Below are 16334 nucleotides of genomic sequence, written 5' to 3' on the forward strand. Positions count from 1 at the left end.
AAAGGTGGTTAGCCAAACACCGACTTGAACCGCGTCACGCCGTCGTCGGTACCGGCGATGACGAGCTTGTCAGTCGGTTCGATAGTCACGTCGGGGCTGAGGTCGGTGATGACTGCGCCGTCGCGTTCGATGGCGACGACCGTACAGCCCGTTCGCGAGCGGACATCGGCCTCGCCGAGCGTCGTATTACCGAGGCCGTTAGCGGCGACGCGGATGACCTCGACTTGCTGATCCATCGAGATGACGTCCTCGTCTTCGAGAATTGTGGAGGCGAGCATCCGGCCGCTGACCGTCGACAGCGCGAGGACGTAGTCAGCGCCCGCCCGATACATCTTCTGGACGTTCTCGCTTTCCTCGGCACGGGCGATGATTTCGACATCCGGATTGAGGTCGCGGATGACAAGCGTCGCGAACTCGGTGTCAGTGTCCGCCGACAGGGCGAGAATAACCGTTCTGGCTGCGCCGACGCCGGCGTGTCGCAGGTCCTCTGGCTCCGTGGCGTCGCCGACGACATCGACGCCCGGCTCATCGGTCTGATCGAGTACCGTATGCGGCACTCCGGCGTTCGTGAGCGCCGACGTGATCGTCTGACCGACCTCGCCGGCACCGATAATTACCGTCTCTCCACGGCGGAAGCCACGCACGCTGGAGAGGGTCATCTCCTTGAGTTGTTCCAGTTGGCGCTCGGTCCCCGAGACCAGCAGGACCGTGCTCCCGTCGAGTTCGGCGTCGGGGTCGGGCGGACTCACGAACTGACCGCGGAACCACGCACCGATGACGTTGACACCGGTTTCCTCGCGGATGCCACTGTCGGCCAGCGTCGTGCCGACGAGGTCGCTCCCGCGGTGGATCGGTAGTTCGGCGATGTCGAAGTCTTCGCCGATCTCTATCGAGTCCCCGAGCGTCGTCGAGACGCCGGTCGTGACCTTGCTCGCGAGGCTTTCGCCGAGCAGGCCACGCGGTGACAGGACGGCGTCGGCACCGGCGAGATCGTGATACTTCGCCCGGTCGGGCTCCTTGACGACGCTGACGGTCTGGACGGATTCGTCGACCTCGCGGGCGGTGAGGATTATGCTGGTGTTGACTTGGTCGGAGGCGTCGGCCACAAGCGCGCGGGCGGATGACAGGTGGGCCCGTTCGAGCCCGTCGACGGACTGCGGGTCGGCGTGAATGACGTTGTACCCGTCTTCGTAGAGGTTGTTAGCCCGGTCACGGTCCGGTTCGACGATAACGTAGTTGACGCCCCACGTGTCGAGTTCGGTGACAAGCGTCTCACCGCGGGGGGAGAACTGACAGATGACGACGTGGTCGCTGAGATCGTTCTCGACCGTGTTCGGGGCTGTCGTCTCCATCGCCTCTTCGAACAGCGGAAACAGCAACACCGGCAGCGCGAGGAAAATGAGCACGACGCCGGTGATGTCCATCACGATGACGAGCAGCCGCATCTCCGTGGTGCTCCACGGGGCGTCCGAGCCATATCCGGTTGTGGTGAACGTTTCGACCACAACGCGAAGCGACCGAAGGAACGGCTGTGGGTCGTTTTCGAATGCCGCCATGCCGTAGTCGTATGCGAACGCATACCCCAGAATGATGCCGCCAAGCGCGACGATATACACCAGCGTCCGTCGCAGCCAGGTATCCATCTACTACTTTCTGGGATACCGAGTGTAAAACAGTTCTGTCCGGCTAGCCAACGCTACCTTCAGGAGACGAGCGATAGGGTAAGCAACGCTACCCGTACGCTCTCCTGCACTTTCACTTTCACCGCGCTACGACGGGATTTAAGTCAATCGCGTTCGTTCTCCCGCGTGCAGTCACACGCTCCCCTTTCCGTTTCAGTACACTACCCAAACAGTCGCGGCTGTGGCACCTGCCGATACCGCATAGTCGGCCGACAGTATAACATGGTCCGGTGAATAGCCACTCCCATGCTCTCGTTTGAGGATGTCCTCGCGGCACAGGATACCGTCTCCGAAACGGCCAGACACACACCGCTTGATTACTCGCACACGTTTTCGGCGATGACCGGCGCGGATATCCATCTCAAGCTCGAACTGTTCCAGCGCACGGGGTCGTTCAAGATTCGAGGTGCGACCAACCGCATCGCGTCGCTCTCAGACGCTGAACGGGAGGCTGGTGTTGTCACAGCGAGTGCCGGCAACCACGCACAGGGTGTCGCACTGGCAGCCACGCGAATCGGCGTCGATTCGAAGATCGTGATGCCGGAACGGGCACCAGTCTCGAAGGTGAAGGCGACCCGGAGCTACGGCGGTAACGTAGTCCTCCACGGTCGGGACTACGACGCGGCCGCCGAACACGCTCACGAACTCGAGCGCGAGGAGGGCCGGACCTACGTCCACGCCTTCGACGACGAGAAAGTGATGGCAGGGCAGGGGACCATCGGACTGGAGATCTACGAGGACCTCCCCGGTGTGGATACGGTCGTCGTTCCTATCGGCGGCGGCGGACTCATCAGCGGTATCGCAACGGCGCTCAAAGGCAAGGACGAAAGCATCCGTGTCATCGGTGTACAGGCCGAGGGAGCCTCCAGCGTGGCCGAATCTCTGGAGAAAGGTCACCGCATCGAACGCGACAGCGTCGAGACCATTGCCGACGGCATCGCCACTCGCACTGTCGGTGAGCAGACGTTTGAGGTCATCAGCGAACGCGTCGACGAGGTCGTGACGGTGTCGGACTCGGAGATCGCTGTCGCCCTGACCACGCTACTTGAGCGCTCGAAAACGCTTGCCGAGGGTGCGGGTGCCGTCGCGTTGGCCGCCGTCATGGAGGAGAAGTTCGACTTCGAGGACGACGAGACGATCGTCCCCGCGCTGTGTGGTGGCAACATCGACCTGAATATGTTGACTAACGTCATCATGCGCGGCCTCGTCGAGACCGGCCGCTATCTCAAGATTCGGACCGTCCTACAGGACCGACCCGGCGCGCTGGAAGAACTCGTCGAGGTCCTTTCACGCGAGCAGGTCAACATCTACGGCATCGAGCACGACCGGACCAGCCGCGACGTAGCGATGAGTTCGGCCGAAGTCGAACTGGATCTGGAGACTCGCGGCCCCGACCACGTCGACGCACTCATCGACGCGCTCACCGACGAGGGGTATGAGGTCGACGTGCTCGTCTGACCGGACGGGCTGTGGCTCGAATGCTCACGCCCTCGGCTTCTTGCCGCTGTCGCTTGTCGCGGCTCTGCGTTGATTCCGGCGATGTTTTAGCCGCGGCGGCCACCGATTCGTGTATGCGATGGCCTGCACGTCCCGTCTCAGTCGAGACAACAGCACGGAGTGGAGGGCGCTGATGGACCCGCGAACGAAGGCCAGTCTGCTGTGGGGCGTCGTCGGGGGCCTCGCGTTTCTGGTTCTCGTTCAGGGCTACGAGCTGCTGGCCGGGACGCCGGTGTCGATATCGGCCAAAGCTGGTGTCGCCGTAGCCGTCGGTGTCGGGGCGACGCTTGCCTCCTACCGTATGCAGTCGCGGCTGTTCGGAAACGAAAGCCCTTAATCGCCCGCCCTCGCACTCTCGAAACACGAGCCAGGATGGCCGAACGGTAAGGCGCACGCCTGGAAAGCGTGTTCCCTTTCGGGATTCTGGGTTCAAATCCCAGTCCTGGCGTCTTCTGTGACTGACTGCGAGTGAGAAGCGACAGCGTCCGTTACATTTTCCTCCCGCCACTGTGCCCACCGCACCGTTTTCCCGCCCCCAGCACTGATACGTGAGCGATGGTCGACCAGCGTGACGGCGACGAGATAGACCTGCTGGACTCCTCGATTCGGACGACCAGCGGGGCGCTGTTCTCGACGACGCTGTTCGTTCTCAGCGGCATCGTCTACGCGTTCGTCACGTCGCCCGCGGCGACTGGGACGTACTTTTTCATCAGTATCTCAGTCTCACTCGTCCTCCGCCCGATTCGGGGCATCAGCCAGACGCTGCAGAAGGTCGGTAGCGAACGGGGCGAAGCGGTCGGCCCGTATCTCGGACTGGCAATGCTATTCGCCAGCGGATATCTCCTCGTCGCCGGCGGAGCTGTGGTTGCACTGGCCGGCCCCATTGTCAGCAACACGGTTGTTTCGCCGGGATTGCTCGCCCCTGTCGGTCTGTACGCCCTCGCCGTTGCGCTGTCGATGATTGCGACGAGTCTGGTCGGAGCCATCGGCTACCCGAGCGTAGAGACGTGGCTCACCGGAACACAGAGCGCTATCCAGCTCAGCATCCTGCTGGCACTGGCTCCGACACTGGCGACTGCCGGCGACCTACTGCTCGTCGTGGCCGGGGTTCGGCTAGCGGTGCTCGTTCCCGTCACTGTCGCGCTGGGCGTCGTCCCGACCTTGCCGGACCGACACGCTATCGACCGGGCTTGGAACTTCGCCAAGTGGAGTGTCCCGGACCAGATTTTCGACCGCTTGTCTTACAATATGCCGGTGTACGTACTGGGCGTCGTTGCGACACCGGCGGCCGTCGGTATCTACGAGGCCGCCGACCGGTTCGCCGATTTCGGCGCGACGATTTCTTGGCGGCTCTCCTCCCCGCTGCTCACGAAGGTCAGCGGGGACGCCTCCGCCGGCGACACACAGCTTGCCTACCTCGACGGGGCGATTACCGGTGGGACGGGCGTTACATTCGTCGTTTTCGGCTATCTGCTGGCTGCACACGATGTCGTCGCGCGGATCGCCTTCGCCGGCTCCGAGAGCGTCTTCTCGACAACTGTCCTGCTCGTCGGCGGTGTGAACATCCTCCGTGGCTTCTGGACGCTCACCTCACACGCCATGGAGGGTGTCGGGAAACCGAGCGTGAGCTTCCGGACGAAGCTCTATGGACTGGTGTTCAGCGTTCCAGTGCCGGCTATCTTCGGGGCGGAGTTCGGGGCGGTCGCCGGAGCGGCCGGCTACGGCGTGATGAATCTGGTAATCTTCGGGTACGTCCTTTACTACTCCCGGACCGTCTTCGGGCGGATTCCACTCGATTCCATGGTCGCGGCGTCTCTCGCTGTCGGCCTCGGCGTCTCGTTCGCACTCACGACCGGCGCAGTTGCAGGCCTCACGCGCACTGCCCTCTCCCCGATTGTCGTCGCCAGCGTGGCCGCTGTGATCTGTCTTGCCGGCTTCAGCGGCTTCCTTGTGGCTGTGTCCGCACCGGCTCGACTTGTCGCTACTCGCACGGCAACGCTGTGGCGCGGCCGGGTTCGATCCCTGTTCGAGTGAGTGCCGCTCGTCCGTTCGGACGCCGCTGGTCAGAGCCAGCGGTAGAACTCCAGCGTGTACCCTTCGGGGTCCTCGACGAAGGCGGCGAAGGCGTCGGCGGCGTCGATTTCCGTCGGTTCGAGCACCGGCGCAGCGCCGGCGTCGATGGCCGTCTCGAAGGTTTCCTCGACGTTCTCGACGGTGAACGCGATATGGTCCACGTCGGCGCGGTTCGGCGCGACCGGGGTGGTTCGGTCGGGGTCGTAGCGCAGTTGCAGGTCGCCATCGCCGTCCCGGCCGAGGTAGACGTTCTCGACGCCGTCGAGCGTGAAACGGTTGGTCTCCTCGAAGCCCAGCGCGTCGTAGAACTCTATCGCGCGGTCGAGGTCCGAGACGCAAATCGCGGTGTGTGCGAGGTCCATGGGCCGCGGTTGTGTACGGGGCGAAATGAGTGTGCCGGTACCGGGGCTGTCGCGGCCGCTACAGCAGGTCGCCGCGGGCGACGGGCACGACGCTGCCGCCGACCCGGACGGTGATGTCCTCGCCGCTGCCGGCCGTCGAGAGGTGCAACAGCGACGGCCGCCCCATCTCGTATCCCTGTTCGACGCGCGCATCGACGGCGGGGCTCCCGAGCATCTCGTGGCGGGCGAGATACGCCGCCAGACAGCCGTTCGAGGAGCCGGTCGCCGGGTCTTCCAGAACATCGTAGAACGGCGCGAACACGCGGACTGCGAGGTCGTTGTCGTCGCTTCGCGGGTCCCGGGAGACGGCAAGAACGTTCTTGGCCTCTCGGTCGCCGGTGACGGCGTCGTAGGCGTCGCGGTCCAACTCGATGGCTTCCAGCGCGTCGCGGTCGGCCACCGGGACGACGATTGTCGGCAGTCCTGTCGAGACGATTGCCACCGGCCAATCGTGATCCAGTCGGTCAGCCGGCAGGCCGAGTACGGCGGCAAGGTCCGCGTGGGCCAACTGTTCGCCGAACTCGGGGGACTGCTGTGTCATCCATAGGGTTTCGCGACCGTCGCGCCCTCGTACTTCGACCGGGACTTCGCCGACAGGCAGGTCCAGCGTCACCGTCTCCGGTTGCCCCTCGGCCAGATGGTCCCGGATGACCTGTGCGGTCCCGAGGGTGGGGTGGCCGGCGAAGGGGACCTCGGCCGCGGGAGTGAAGATACGAACCGGCCACGCGCCATCGCTTGGCTCCCCGGTGACGAACGTCGTCTCCGAGTAGTCCATCTCGGCGGCGATGGCCTGCATCTCGTTTTCGTGCAGGTCGTTAGCGCTGGTCACGACAGCGAGCTGGTTCCCGGTGTATCGCTCCCGCGCGAACACGTCGACGATGTGGAACGGATGGGACATATCTGTTTGCTCGACGGCGTCGCCAAAGAACGCTCCGGACGATAGTGGAACGACACCAAGTGACACGAGACCACCGAACTATTTGCCACCGTCAATCCTGTTGTGGGCATGGACGCTGTCGCAATCGCCTGTTTCGACGGGTTCGACGAACTGGACGCCATCGGTCCCTACGAGGTGTTCGAGAACGCGGCGCGCTTCGGCGCGTCGTGGGACGTGACGCTTCGCTCGGTACGCGAGTCCGATATAGTCACCGCGAGCCACGGGCTTCGAGTCGAACCGGACGGGCCGCTCGCCGACGTTGCCCCGGACCTGCTCGTCGTGGCCGGCGGCGGCTGGAATGACCGAAGTGAGGCCGGTGTCTGGACGGAGATCGAGCGCGGAGACCTACCCGACGCTGTGGCGGCGGCCCACGACCGCGGTGCGACTGTCGCCGGCGTCTGTACCGGCGGCATGGTCCTCTCACGGGCCGGCCTGCTCGACGGCCGTCCGGCGGTGACACACGGCGGCGCAATCGAGGACCTGCGAGCGACTGCCGCCGAGGTGGTCGACGCCCGGGTCGTCGACGACGGCGATGTCCTGACCTGTGGCGGCGTCACGTCCGGACTGGATCTCGCGGTGCATCTCGTCGAGCGCGAATGGGGCGCGGACGTGGCTGCCGCTGTCTGTGACGAAATGGAATACGAGCCGCGTGGGAGCGTCTTCGGCGACGAATCGGCCTAACGAGCGGGCGCGGAGTCAGGCGTTCGCGCGGGCGTCGTCGAGCAAGGCCTGCACGTCGACGGCCTCGCCCGTTTCGCTGCTCTCGATGGCGGCGAAGACGATAGCCATGGATTCGAGCACGCTGTCGACGTTTGTCGGCATCGGCTCGCCGCCGTCGACCCAGTCACAGAACTGCTCGATGAGCCAAGCGTTTTTCCAGTGAGGGCGCTCGGCGAGCGGCACTGTCTTGCCGTCGCCCTTGCCGATACTCTCGAAGTTCCCGGTGTCGTACGCGTCGACGTGGAACCGCTCGACGTCGCGGCGGTCGAGCACGACGGTCTGGTCCGAGCACTCGGCGCGGAACTGCTCGTGGCCCCAGCCGTTCAGCGTCGTCGCGTTGGCGTAGCTGCCCTCGTACTGGGCGCGGGTGCCATCGGCGAAGTGCAGCGTCACGAGGCCGGTGCAGTCGCCGTCGTAGTCTGCCTCCTCGGGCGTCCACGTCTCGGCGTACACTCGTTCACAGGGTGAATCGGCCAACGACGCGAGGATGTCGAGGTGGTGAATTGCGCCGTCGAGCAGGAGCATATCGTCCATCTCGTAGACGTAGTCGGCATAGAAGCCGCGCTCGCGGACGTTACCCGTGTACCGGGCCGTCAGATAGTCGATGTCGCCGGCCTCCTCGACAGCCCGCCGGAACGTCGTCTTGTCCTGATCGAACCGGTGGCTCATCGTGACACCCATCTTCTTGCCGGCCTCGTTGACCTTCTCGGCGACCCGAACCGATGCCTCCAGCGTGTCGGCAATCGGCTTCTCCGAAATGATGTGTAGGTCGTGGGCGAGCGCCGTCTCTACGACGGCCTCGTGGGTCGCCGGCGGCGTCACGATCGAACAGATGTCAGCCGGGCGCTCAGAGAGTGCGGTTTCGAGGTCGGTGTAGCACTCCTCGGGCGACAGCCCGAGTTCCTGTTCAGCCAGTTCGTGCCGGTCCGGGTCGGTGTCGACCGCGGCGACGACCTCGATTCGGTCGTCGTGTACGTTCGGCGGAATCGCGTCAGTCGCCCAGGTGGAGCCCTGTCCCCCCAGACCGACGTGGACTAATCTGTGTGTCATGGCTTCGTTATCGCTTCGAGGAATAAATGCTGCACTATCTCATCAGTACTCGTCTGCGTCCGGGAACTCGACGCGGCGCTCCATCCCGTCTTCGGCGAGGACGACCTCGCCGTCGAACGCGTCGCGGGCTTCCGCCACGAGCTGGTCGGCGCTCGCAGCGTAGCGCGTCGAGATATGGGTCAGTACCAGCGTTGACGCACCGGCCTGCCGCGCCACGTCGGCGGCCTCCCGGGCGGTGGAGTGGGCCGTCGCCTTCGCCCGCTCTTTCCGGTCCTCGGCGAAGGTGGCGTCGTGGACGAGCAGGTCCGCATCCACGCTTGCCTCGATGACACTCTCTTTCGGAAGCGTGTCGCCGGTGTAGACGAACCGCCGGCCGGGACGGGACGGCCCGACGACGGCCTCCGGCTGGATGGTCTCGCCATCGTGTTCGACGGCCTCTCCACGATGAAGCTTGGAGTACTTCGGCCCCGGTGGGATGCCGAACTCTTCTTCGGCCTTCCCTCGGTCGAACTTCCCCTTCCGGTCGTCCTCGTCGAGGACGTAGCCGACGCTGGCGCAACGATGGGCTGTCTCGATAGCGCGGATTTCGTACTCCGGGCGGTCGAGGACCACGTCGCCGGCCGACACTTCGTTGATTCGGACGGGAAACGATGGTGTCGTCCCGTTGGCTTGGATGAGTTGCTTGATGTTCCCGCGCGTGCCCGCTGGCGTGTGGATGGCGATGGGGCGGTCGCGTTCGTTGAAGTCCCACGTCTGGAGCAGGCCCGGAATCCCGAGCACGTGGTCGCCGTGAAGATGCGTGACGAACAGGTGGTCGATAGCGAAGCCGGTGCCATAGCGCATCATCTGTCGCTGTGTGCCCTCGCCGCAGTCGAAGAGGAGGTAGTCGCCGTCGCGATTGACGAAGATGCTGCTCGTGTTGCGCTGGGTCGTCGGCACGGCCCCACTCGTCCCCAGAAACGTCACGCGCATAGTCATCGCATCCTCTACTGTCGACGGGTAAACCGGTGTCGAAAGGACGTCGCCACGGGCGAGGTAGCACTCTCTGTCTGGCCCGGCTGGGTTGTTGCGACACCTGTTTTCGTGTCACTTAGTGAGCCGGTAATCTGTAGTGAGCGGCAATAGCGGCTGCTAGCCGATATCTCAGCTCGTCTCGTGTTCTTCTCTGTCTGGACTTAATCACCAGCAAACAAATGTACCGCTGGGTGACTGTCACTCAGTCTCAATTTCCCGACCCGGCGGTAACAACCGATAGCTTAGCAGGTAATTATGTTCTGTTGAACTGTCTCCTCGGTTTATGTGTCACTCACTCGTTGCATCGTTCGCATTGCCTTCCGATCACTGCAGGACCGAATCATGATACAAACTCGTACACTCGCCGTTTTCGCTGCGCTACTCGTCGTCGGCGGCCTCACCGCACAGGTCGGGGCTGTACCGGGCGTGACAGCACAACAGGAATCGCCGCTCGAACACGCCGCAAACACAGGGGTCACCGTCGACTCTCTGACTGCGCCACAGAGCGTCACACCGAACTCGACTACTGATGTGGCCGCGACAGTCACGAACACCGAGGACGCCACGGTGACCGAGTCCGTGGCGTTCCGCTTTGACGGCGCTGTCGCCGACCGGACGCTCGTCACGCTCGAACCAAACGAGAGCACGACCGTCCAGTTCTCCGCAGACACGACTGGCGTCGAACCCGGCGACTACCGCCACGGCGTCTTCACCAGCGACGACGGGCAGGTCGCCGCGGTCACTGTCTCCGACTCGTTCACGCTGGAGCGCTTCGACGCACCGACGAGCGCCGCCGTCGGTGACAACATCACCGTCGACGCGACCGTCGCCAACCCGAACGAGTTCAACACGACCCAGACCGTCGAGTTCCGACTAGGTGGCCAGCCGCTCGCCGCCGAGTCCGTGACTCTCGACGCGAACGAATCAACTGACGTGACGTTCACCATCGACACGACCGGTATCGAGCCGGAGACATACACTCATAGTGTCTTCACGCGCGACGACGGTGCGTTCGCCGAGATCACTATCAAGTCTGCTGTCGACACACCTGAAGAACCGCCCGCAAACGAGACTGAAGAACCGCCCGCAAACGAGACTGAAGAACCGCCCGCAAACGAGACTGAAGAACCGCCCGCAAACGAGACTGAAGAACCGCCCGCAAACGAGACTGAAGAACCGCCCGCAAACGACACCGAAGAGCCGCCAGCGAACGACACCGAAGAACCGCCCGCCAACGACACTGAAGAACCGCCCACCAACGAGACCGAAGAACCGCCAGCGAACGACACCGAAGAGCCGCCAGCGAACGAGACTGAAGAACCGCCAGCGAACGAGACTGAAGAACCGCCCACCAACGACACCGAAGAACCGCCCGCAAACGACACTGAAGAACCGCCCGCCAACGACACCGAAGAGCCGCCAGCGAACAACACCGAAGAGCCGCCAGCGAACAACACCGAAGAGCCGCCAGCGAACAACACCGAAGAGCCGCCAGCGAACAACACCGAAGAGCCGCCCGCCAACGAGACTGACGAGTCGGCTGAAGCCGAGACAGACGAGACAGACGAGACGACTGAGGAAGCAGCGACGACAGAAGGCTAATCCGCGCCACCCTGTCACCCGTTCACATTTTTAATGGTGGCCGTCGTACCGTAGTGCATGAAGTTCGTTATCGTTGGCTATGGCCGCGTCGGCATCCGGACCGCACGGATTCTACAGAGCGAGGGCCACGAGGTTGTTATCGTCGACAACGACCCTGTAAAGGTCGAACGAGCCACGGAAACCGGGTTCGAGACTATTCAGGGTGACGGCAACGAGGAGAGCGTTCTCATCGATGCCGGCATCGAAACCGCGGACGCTATCGGCGGCCTCACGGGCGACCTGAACACGAACTTCACGGCCTGTATGATCGGCAAGGAGTTCGGCTGTCGGACCGTCCTCCGGATCGACGCCGACTACCGCGAGGAGATTTACGAGAAGTACGCCGCCGACGTGGACGAGATTATCTACCCCGAGCGGCTGGGTGCGGCCGGTGCGAAGACGGCACTGCTTGGAGGCGATTTCAACGTCCTCGCCGACCTGACCGAACAGCTCTCCGTCGCGAGTATCCGTATTCCAGACGGCTCACCGTTCGTCGGGAAACGGGTCGTCGAGGTGGAGCTTCCCGGCGACGCCCATATCTACGCCCACGGAAAGGACCACGAACCGATGACGATTCCGCTCCCGCAGACTGAAATCGAACCCGGCGACAGTGTCGCGATTATGGCCGACCCCGGTGGGCTGGACGATATCCGGGCGACGCTCCGGGGCGACGCATCAGCCTGAGATTCCGGGACGATATCCCGCGTTGTCGTCTATTTTCAAGTCGATAGGACTCGCTGTTTTCGACGAACGCTAGGGGAAGTAGGGTATGAAAGGGAGGATCGCGGTGTCCGGGCGCGTCTGGGGAGGATAGGATGGCACGCAGTGTCACCGACGTCCACTGGAGCCGTGGAAGCGCGCCCGTACCGGGTGGAATGATACCGGTAGGCATAAATGTCCGTCAGACAGGCAGCCGACGGACGACAGACGGCACGGCTTTTTCCCCGTTCAGCCACTGCGTCCTGCTATGACTTGGGCGACGCTGTTCGAACGTGCGGCGGACCACCAGACCACGGTCGACGCTGTCTGTGCGGCCCTCGACGAGCACCGGACGGAGGACGACGGCGATGCGTGAGTCGTCGCCGGCGCGTATCGTCGCCGATGCCGATGTCCTCGTTGCCGACCTGCTGTGTGGGCCAGACAGCGATGCCCGTGCCGCTATAGACCACGCCCGCCGTCACTCGTGGGTCACGCTCGTCGCAAGCGACCACTTGTTGGCCGACGCCGCCGCCGTCATTGCCGACCTCGCCGACGACGACTTGGCGGCTGACTGGCGGGCGCGGATCGAACCCGACTGTGACATGGTCGATCACCCGGCCGGTGACCACCCCGCGCTGGCCTCGGCCTACCGCGGCGGCGCACAACAGTTGCTCTCCTACGATGATGACCTGCGGAGCGCACGGACCGGCGCATCGCTCAACCGGCACATGTCCCTGAGCGTCAGGCCGCCGGACGCCTTCGCCCGCCTGTTCGACCCGGAGTCACTGTACCCCGTCGTCGAAGACGGCGAGTATCCCGGTCCCGACCGGGACCCACGGGCGTAGCACGTGGCCGTTGCCGCTTAGTCGTCAGCCGTCGTTACGGTGGCTGTGGAGACCGTTCTCGACGGCCCGGCCGCGTCCCCCGCAACGTCGAACTCCGCAAGCACCTCACGCAGCTCGTCGGTCTGGGCTGCCATCTCCTGTACTTCGGTGGTCACTTCGGTAATCGTCGCAGTCTGTTCCTCTGCTGCGGCGGCGACGGCCTCGGACTCTTCGTTGGTCTGCTCGCTCACTGCCGCGACCTCGTCGACCATATCGACGACCTCCTGCGTGGTCTCTGCCTGCTCGGCGGTGGCACCCGATATCTCCTGAATCGAGGCGTTGACTTCGCCGAGCACGTCGACGATGTCCTCGAAGTCCCGGAGCGCAGACTCGATGGTCGCGACGCTGTCGGTCACCTGCTGGTTCGTCGCCTCTACGTCGCTGACAGTCTCGCTGGCCTCGTGCTGGACCGCCTCGATGCGGTCCGACACGTCCGTCGCGGCGTCGCGAGTCTCCTCGGCGAGCGTCTTCACCTCGTCGGCCACGACGGCGAACCCGTCACCGCTGCCGTCCGCGCGGGCCGCCTCGATGGAGGCGTTCAGCGCAAGCATGTTGGTCTGCTCGGCGATGTCCGTGATTACCTCGACGATGTCGTCGATCTCGCTGATCTGGTCGACCAGACTCTCGACCGCAACGGCGATGTCGTCGATCCGGGCCTCCATCTCGTCGAGTTCGTCGATGGCCTGCTCGGCGTCCGCACGCCCCTCTCGGCCTCGCTGTGTCGCCTTTTCAGCGGTCCCGGCGGCGTTTTCGGCAGTCGCGGCGATCTCCTCGACGGTGGCAGACAGCGTGTTCATCTCCGAGGCGACATCGTCGTGGCGGGTCGCCTGCTGGCTGGCCCCTGCCGAAATCTCCTGTATCGAGCGGGAAATCTCATCGCTCGCGTCGTCGATCTCTTCCACGCTCCGGGTGACGTGGTCGCTCGTCTCGTCGACGTCCTCTGCGAACGCAGCGACGGTGGCAACCGTTTCTCCGAGCGTCGTCACGAGGTCGTTGTAGTTCTCGACGACGGCGTCGAACTGCTCGTCGTCGGCCTCGAAATCCTTGTCGATAGTGGCCGTCAGATCCCCGTCTTTCGCCTGTTCGGCGGCGTCACCGAAGGCGACGACGAGGTTGTTAAGCGCCTGTGACCGTCGTTCGAGGTCGCTGGTCATCTCTTGTAGTTCGGTCGTGTAATCGTCCATACTGGCGGCCATCTTCTCCAGCGACTGGCCGAAGGTTCCGGGTACGTCCTCATCGAGAACATCGGCGTCGAACTCCTGCCGGGAGAGCGCGTCGGCTTGCCGGGACACCGTCAGCAGATAGGACTGCATCGACCTGAACGATGAGAGCAGTTCGGCGACTTCGTCGTCGCGCTCGCTCTCGGGCAGTTCCACGTCGAGTTCGCCGGACGCGATGTGGTCCGCACCCGCGGCCATCGCTGTGACGGGTTCGACGAAGTCTTCGCGAGTGATGAACACCGTGTTGGCGAACGCGACGATAGCGCCAGCGAGCAACACCCCCGTAACGACGAACCGGACGGTCCCGCTGGCGACAAGAGAGACAACTGCCAGTGCAACCGAAGCGGCAAACTGCAGCCCGACGGCTGCGAGCACCTTCCGTTCGACGGAACCAGAGACGCCGAAGAGATCCAGTGATTCACGTATCACCGTTTTGTACTGTCCGACCGGGTCTGTGAGCATACCTATCGTTTTCTTACAATGGTTAATAAGGTTCCAGTCTAATTCTCGAAGATTGAAAAGGACTCGATGACTGAAAACCCGAGGAAAAACGATATTGGCGCTGGAACCAGTACCAGTCTCGGAATTGATTCTCTACCTGCCCCGGTTGACCAGCGCTGCAACGCGCCGGACGATCCACCGCGGCGTCACCCTGACCAGCCGGTCGATAAGTCGCATCGACCGGCGCGGAATGACGACAGTCTCGCCGGCTGCGGCCCCTTCGTAGGCCGCCGATGCGACCGCTCTGGGCGTGTTCGTGCTGACTGATCCGACCGCCGAGTCCGCCATCCCCGCCCGTTCCTGAAACTCCGTATCGACCGGCCCGGGACAGACTACTGTTACATCGACCGGTGTCTTCCGTAACTCCTCGGCGAGCGCCTCGCTGAAGCTGTTGATGTACGCCTTGCTCGCGTAGTAGCCTGCGAGGTTCGGCCCGGGCTGGAACCCGGCCACCGAACCGACGTTGATAACCGCGCCGCCGTCGCCGAACTCGTCTAAGAACAGCCGGGTCAGTTCGACCGGGAGCATGACGTTCAGACGCAACTGTGTCCGTTCTTCCGATAGATCACTTTCGGCGAACGGGCCGTAGGTCCCCACGCCGACGTTGTTGACGAGCACGTCGATAGCCAGTCCGCGCGAAGCCACTTCGTCGTACAGCTCTTTGGCGGCCCCCGGGCGGTCGAGATCCATCGTGATCGGCGTCGCCGTGACGCCTCTCTTTTCGAGGTCCTTGGCAAGCTGTGCCAGTTTCTCCTCGCTCCGGGCGACCAGTACCACATCGTGCCCGCGTGCGGCGAACTCCTGAGCCAACGCTTTGCCGATACCCGCCGAAGCACCGGTTATCAGAGCGGTACCACCAGCGCCGACGACCGGCACATCGCTACCGCTCACCGTACCACTCCGCGACTGTTGTCGCTTCGGTTCCAGCGCCGTCGGTCCCTCGCCACTGGAACTTCCGAGGGATGTCCCATCCCTCGACGGACGGTTCGCTACCGCTCACCGTACCACTCCGCGAACTTCGCCAGCGCCCGCCCACGGTGGGAGATCGCGTTCTTCTGCTCGGTGCTCATCTCCGCGAACGTTGTCCCATCGTGCTCGAAAATAGGGTCAAAGCCGAAGCCACCCTCGCCCCGCGGCGCGACGATTTCGCCGGGCACGCGCCCTTCGAACAGCTTCACCGGCGCTGTCTCGCTGCGCTTCTCCGCGCTCCCGTCGTGGACCTGCTCGTCCGTCGTCGCTGCGCCGCGGTCGTCGGCCGACAGGTCCTGTCCGCGCCGGTCATCGCGGTCGATACCGCCCGGGTCCGGCGTCGCCTCGAACCCATCGCCGTCGCAGTAGGCGATGACCGTCTTGAACGCCGCGCCACGGTCGTCCTCCGGCTCGGTCATGCGCCAGACACGCTCCACGCCGACGGTATCCTCGACGTAAGAGGAGTACGGCCCGGGGAACCCGTCGAAGGCGTCGATGAACAGCCCCGCGTCGTCGACGATGACAGGCCCGTCCGCCGCTCGGTAGGCCGCCCGCGCTCCCTCGGCCGCGACCGTTTTCAGGTCGTCAGCTTGGACTTCCGGGTAGTCGAAGTCGAACTGTTCGACCTCGTCGTCGAGATACTCTGTCGCCTCCCGGACCTTCCCGGGATTGGTCGTGACAAAATTGAGCATACCGGGACACGGCGACCGGCGATAAAAGAGCCGTCGAAACTCCGCAACCGCCCAACCAATCCGTCTCAGTCGACGACGACTTCGACCGGTTCGTCCTCGCTCTCGGCCTCGAACTCCTCGTCGCTGCCGCCGCGTTCGAGATACAGCATCACGCCAGCGACTGCCAGCACGACCCACGAGCGCCAGTTCGCAAGGTTCAGCGTGTAGCCGATGCCGAAGGGTTTCTCGACCAGCATGTCCTCGTTCGGCTTCCAGTACGCCGACACTAACCGTTTGAGGCTCGGTCGTTCGAAGTTGTACGGCACGCCGAACAACGTTCCCGACTGGGGTTTTTCTGCCATATCGAACTCTATT

At 63.9% G+C, this 16334-nt stretch carries 16 protein-coding genes and 1 tRNA gene; 8 read left to right on the forward strand and 9 right to left on the reverse strand.

Annotated elements, in window-relative coordinates; genetic code table 11:
* Positions 1-8: 8 nt before the first annotated feature.
* Positions 9-1643, reverse strand: coding sequence for a TrkA family potassium uptake protein (locus tag Har1129_RS15650; RefSeq protein ID WP_151101611.1), 1635 nt, complete (start codon positions 1641-1643; stop codon positions 9-11).
* A gap of 285 nt (positions 1644-1928) precedes the next feature.
* On the opposite strand from Har1129_RS15650, the gene ilvA reads away from it, so the two are divergent.
* From ilvA to Har1129_RS15670, 4 genes are all read left to right on the forward strand, one after another.
* Positions 1929-3140 carry a threonine ammonia-lyase gene (gene ilvA / locus Har1129_RS15655; RefSeq protein WP_151101613.1) on the forward strand — a complete coding sequence of 404 codons (1212 nt, stop codon included), beginning with the start codon at positions 1929-1931 and terminating at the stop codon, positions 3138-3140.
* 172 nt (positions 3141-3312) lie between these two features.
* Positions 3313-3516, forward strand: coding sequence for a hypothetical protein (locus tag Har1129_RS15660; protein WP_151101615.1), 204 nt, complete (start codon positions 3313-3315; stop codon positions 3514-3516).
* 29 nt (positions 3517-3545) lie between these two features.
* Positions 3546-3627, forward strand: a tRNA-Ser gene (locus tag Har1129_RS15665).
* Positions 3628-3734: 107 nt separating this feature from the next.
* Positions 3735-5213, forward strand: coding sequence for a transporter (locus Har1129_RS15670; protein WP_151101617.1), 1479 nt, complete (start codon positions 3735-3737; stop codon positions 5211-5213).
* A 29-nt stretch (positions 5214-5242) separates the two neighbouring features.
* Here Har1129_RS15670 and Har1129_RS15675 read toward each other — a convergent pair whose 3' ends face one another.
* Both Har1129_RS15675 and Har1129_RS15680 read right to left on the reverse strand, forming a co-directional pair.
* Complete coding sequence (locus tag Har1129_RS15675) at positions 5243-5614, reverse strand: VOC family protein (RefSeq protein WP_151101619.1); 372 nt, start codon at positions 5612-5614, stop codon at positions 5243-5245.
* A gap of 58 nt (positions 5615-5672) precedes the next feature.
* Positions 5673-6551 (reverse strand): PhzF family phenazine biosynthesis protein, encoded by an 879-nt coding sequence (locus Har1129_RS15680; protein ID WP_151102174.1) that lies wholly within the window; start codon positions 6549-6551, stop codon positions 5673-5675.
* 108 nt (positions 6552-6659) lie between these two features.
* Here Har1129_RS15680 and Har1129_RS15685 point away from each other — a divergent pair, with 108 nt between their 5' ends.
* The gene (locus Har1129_RS15685) at positions 6660-7271 is read left to right on the forward strand and encodes a DJ-1/PfpI family protein (RefSeq protein WP_151101621.1); all 612 of its coding nucleotides are present in this window, start codon (positions 6660-6662) and stop codon (positions 7269-7271) included.
* Between the two features lie 15 nt (positions 7272-7286).
* Here the strand turns inward: Har1129_RS15685 and Har1129_RS15690 are convergent, their stop codons facing one another.
* Both Har1129_RS15690 and rnz read right to left on the reverse strand, forming a co-directional pair.
* Complete coding sequence (locus Har1129_RS15690; protein WP_151101622.1) at positions 7287-8360, reverse strand: Gfo/Idh/MocA family protein; 1074 nt, start codon at positions 8358-8360, stop codon at positions 7287-7289.
* A 42-nt stretch (positions 8361-8402) separates the two neighbouring features.
* On the reverse strand, positions 8403-9338 hold the full coding sequence (gene rnz / locus Har1129_RS15695) for a ribonuclease Z (protein WP_151101623.1): 936 nt from the start codon (positions 9336-9338) through the stop codon (positions 8403-8405).
* A gap of 378 nt (positions 9339-9716) precedes the next feature.
* On the opposite strand from rnz, the gene Har1129_RS15700 reads away from it, so the two are divergent.
* The 3 genes from Har1129_RS15700 (at position 9717) to Har1129_RS15710 (ending at position 12559) form a co-directional block, all read left to right on the forward strand.
* Complete coding sequence (locus Har1129_RS15700; RefSeq protein ID WP_151101624.1) at positions 9717-10976, forward strand: hypothetical protein; 1260 nt, start codon at positions 9717-9719, stop codon at positions 10974-10976.
* Between the two features lie 57 nt (positions 10977-11033).
* On the forward strand, positions 11034-11699 hold the full coding sequence (locus Har1129_RS15705; RefSeq protein ID WP_004590562.1) for a TrkA family potassium uptake protein: 666 nt from the start codon (positions 11034-11036) through the stop codon (positions 11697-11699).
* Between the two features lie 383 nt (positions 11700-12082).
* The gene (locus Har1129_RS15710; protein WP_151101626.1) at positions 12083-12559 is read left to right on the forward strand and encodes a hypothetical protein; all 477 of its coding nucleotides are present in this window, start codon (positions 12083-12085) and stop codon (positions 12557-12559) included.
* 17 nt (positions 12560-12576) lie between these two features.
* Here the strand turns inward: Har1129_RS15710 and Har1129_RS15715 are convergent, their stop codons facing one another.
* From Har1129_RS15715 to Har1129_RS15730, 4 genes are all read right to left on the reverse strand, one after another.
* A complete protein-coding gene (locus Har1129_RS15715; RefSeq protein ID WP_151101628.1) occupies positions 12577-14280 on the reverse strand; it encodes a methyl-accepting chemotaxis protein in 1704 nt (567 codons plus the stop codon).
* 132 nt (positions 14281-14412) lie between these two features.
* Complete coding sequence (locus tag Har1129_RS15720) at positions 14413-15210, reverse strand: SDR family oxidoreductase (RefSeq protein ID WP_151101630.1); 798 nt, start codon at positions 15208-15210, stop codon at positions 14413-14415.
* A gap of 98 nt (positions 15211-15308) precedes the next feature.
* Complete coding sequence (locus Har1129_RS15725; RefSeq protein WP_151101631.1) at positions 15309-15980, reverse strand: non-canonical purine NTP pyrophosphatase; 672 nt, start codon at positions 15978-15980, stop codon at positions 15309-15311.
* Positions 15981-16045: 65 nt separating this feature from the next.
* Complete coding sequence (locus Har1129_RS15730) at positions 16046-16321, reverse strand: DUF5808 domain-containing protein (RefSeq protein ID WP_151101632.1); 276 nt, start codon at positions 16319-16321, stop codon at positions 16046-16048.
* Between the last annotated feature and the right edge of the window lie 13 nt (positions 16322-16334).

Origin of the sequence: Haloarcula sp. CBA1129, assembly GCF_008729015.1 — an archaeon.
GTDB lineage: Archaea > Halobacteriota > Halobacteria > Halobacteriales > Haloarculaceae > Haloarcula.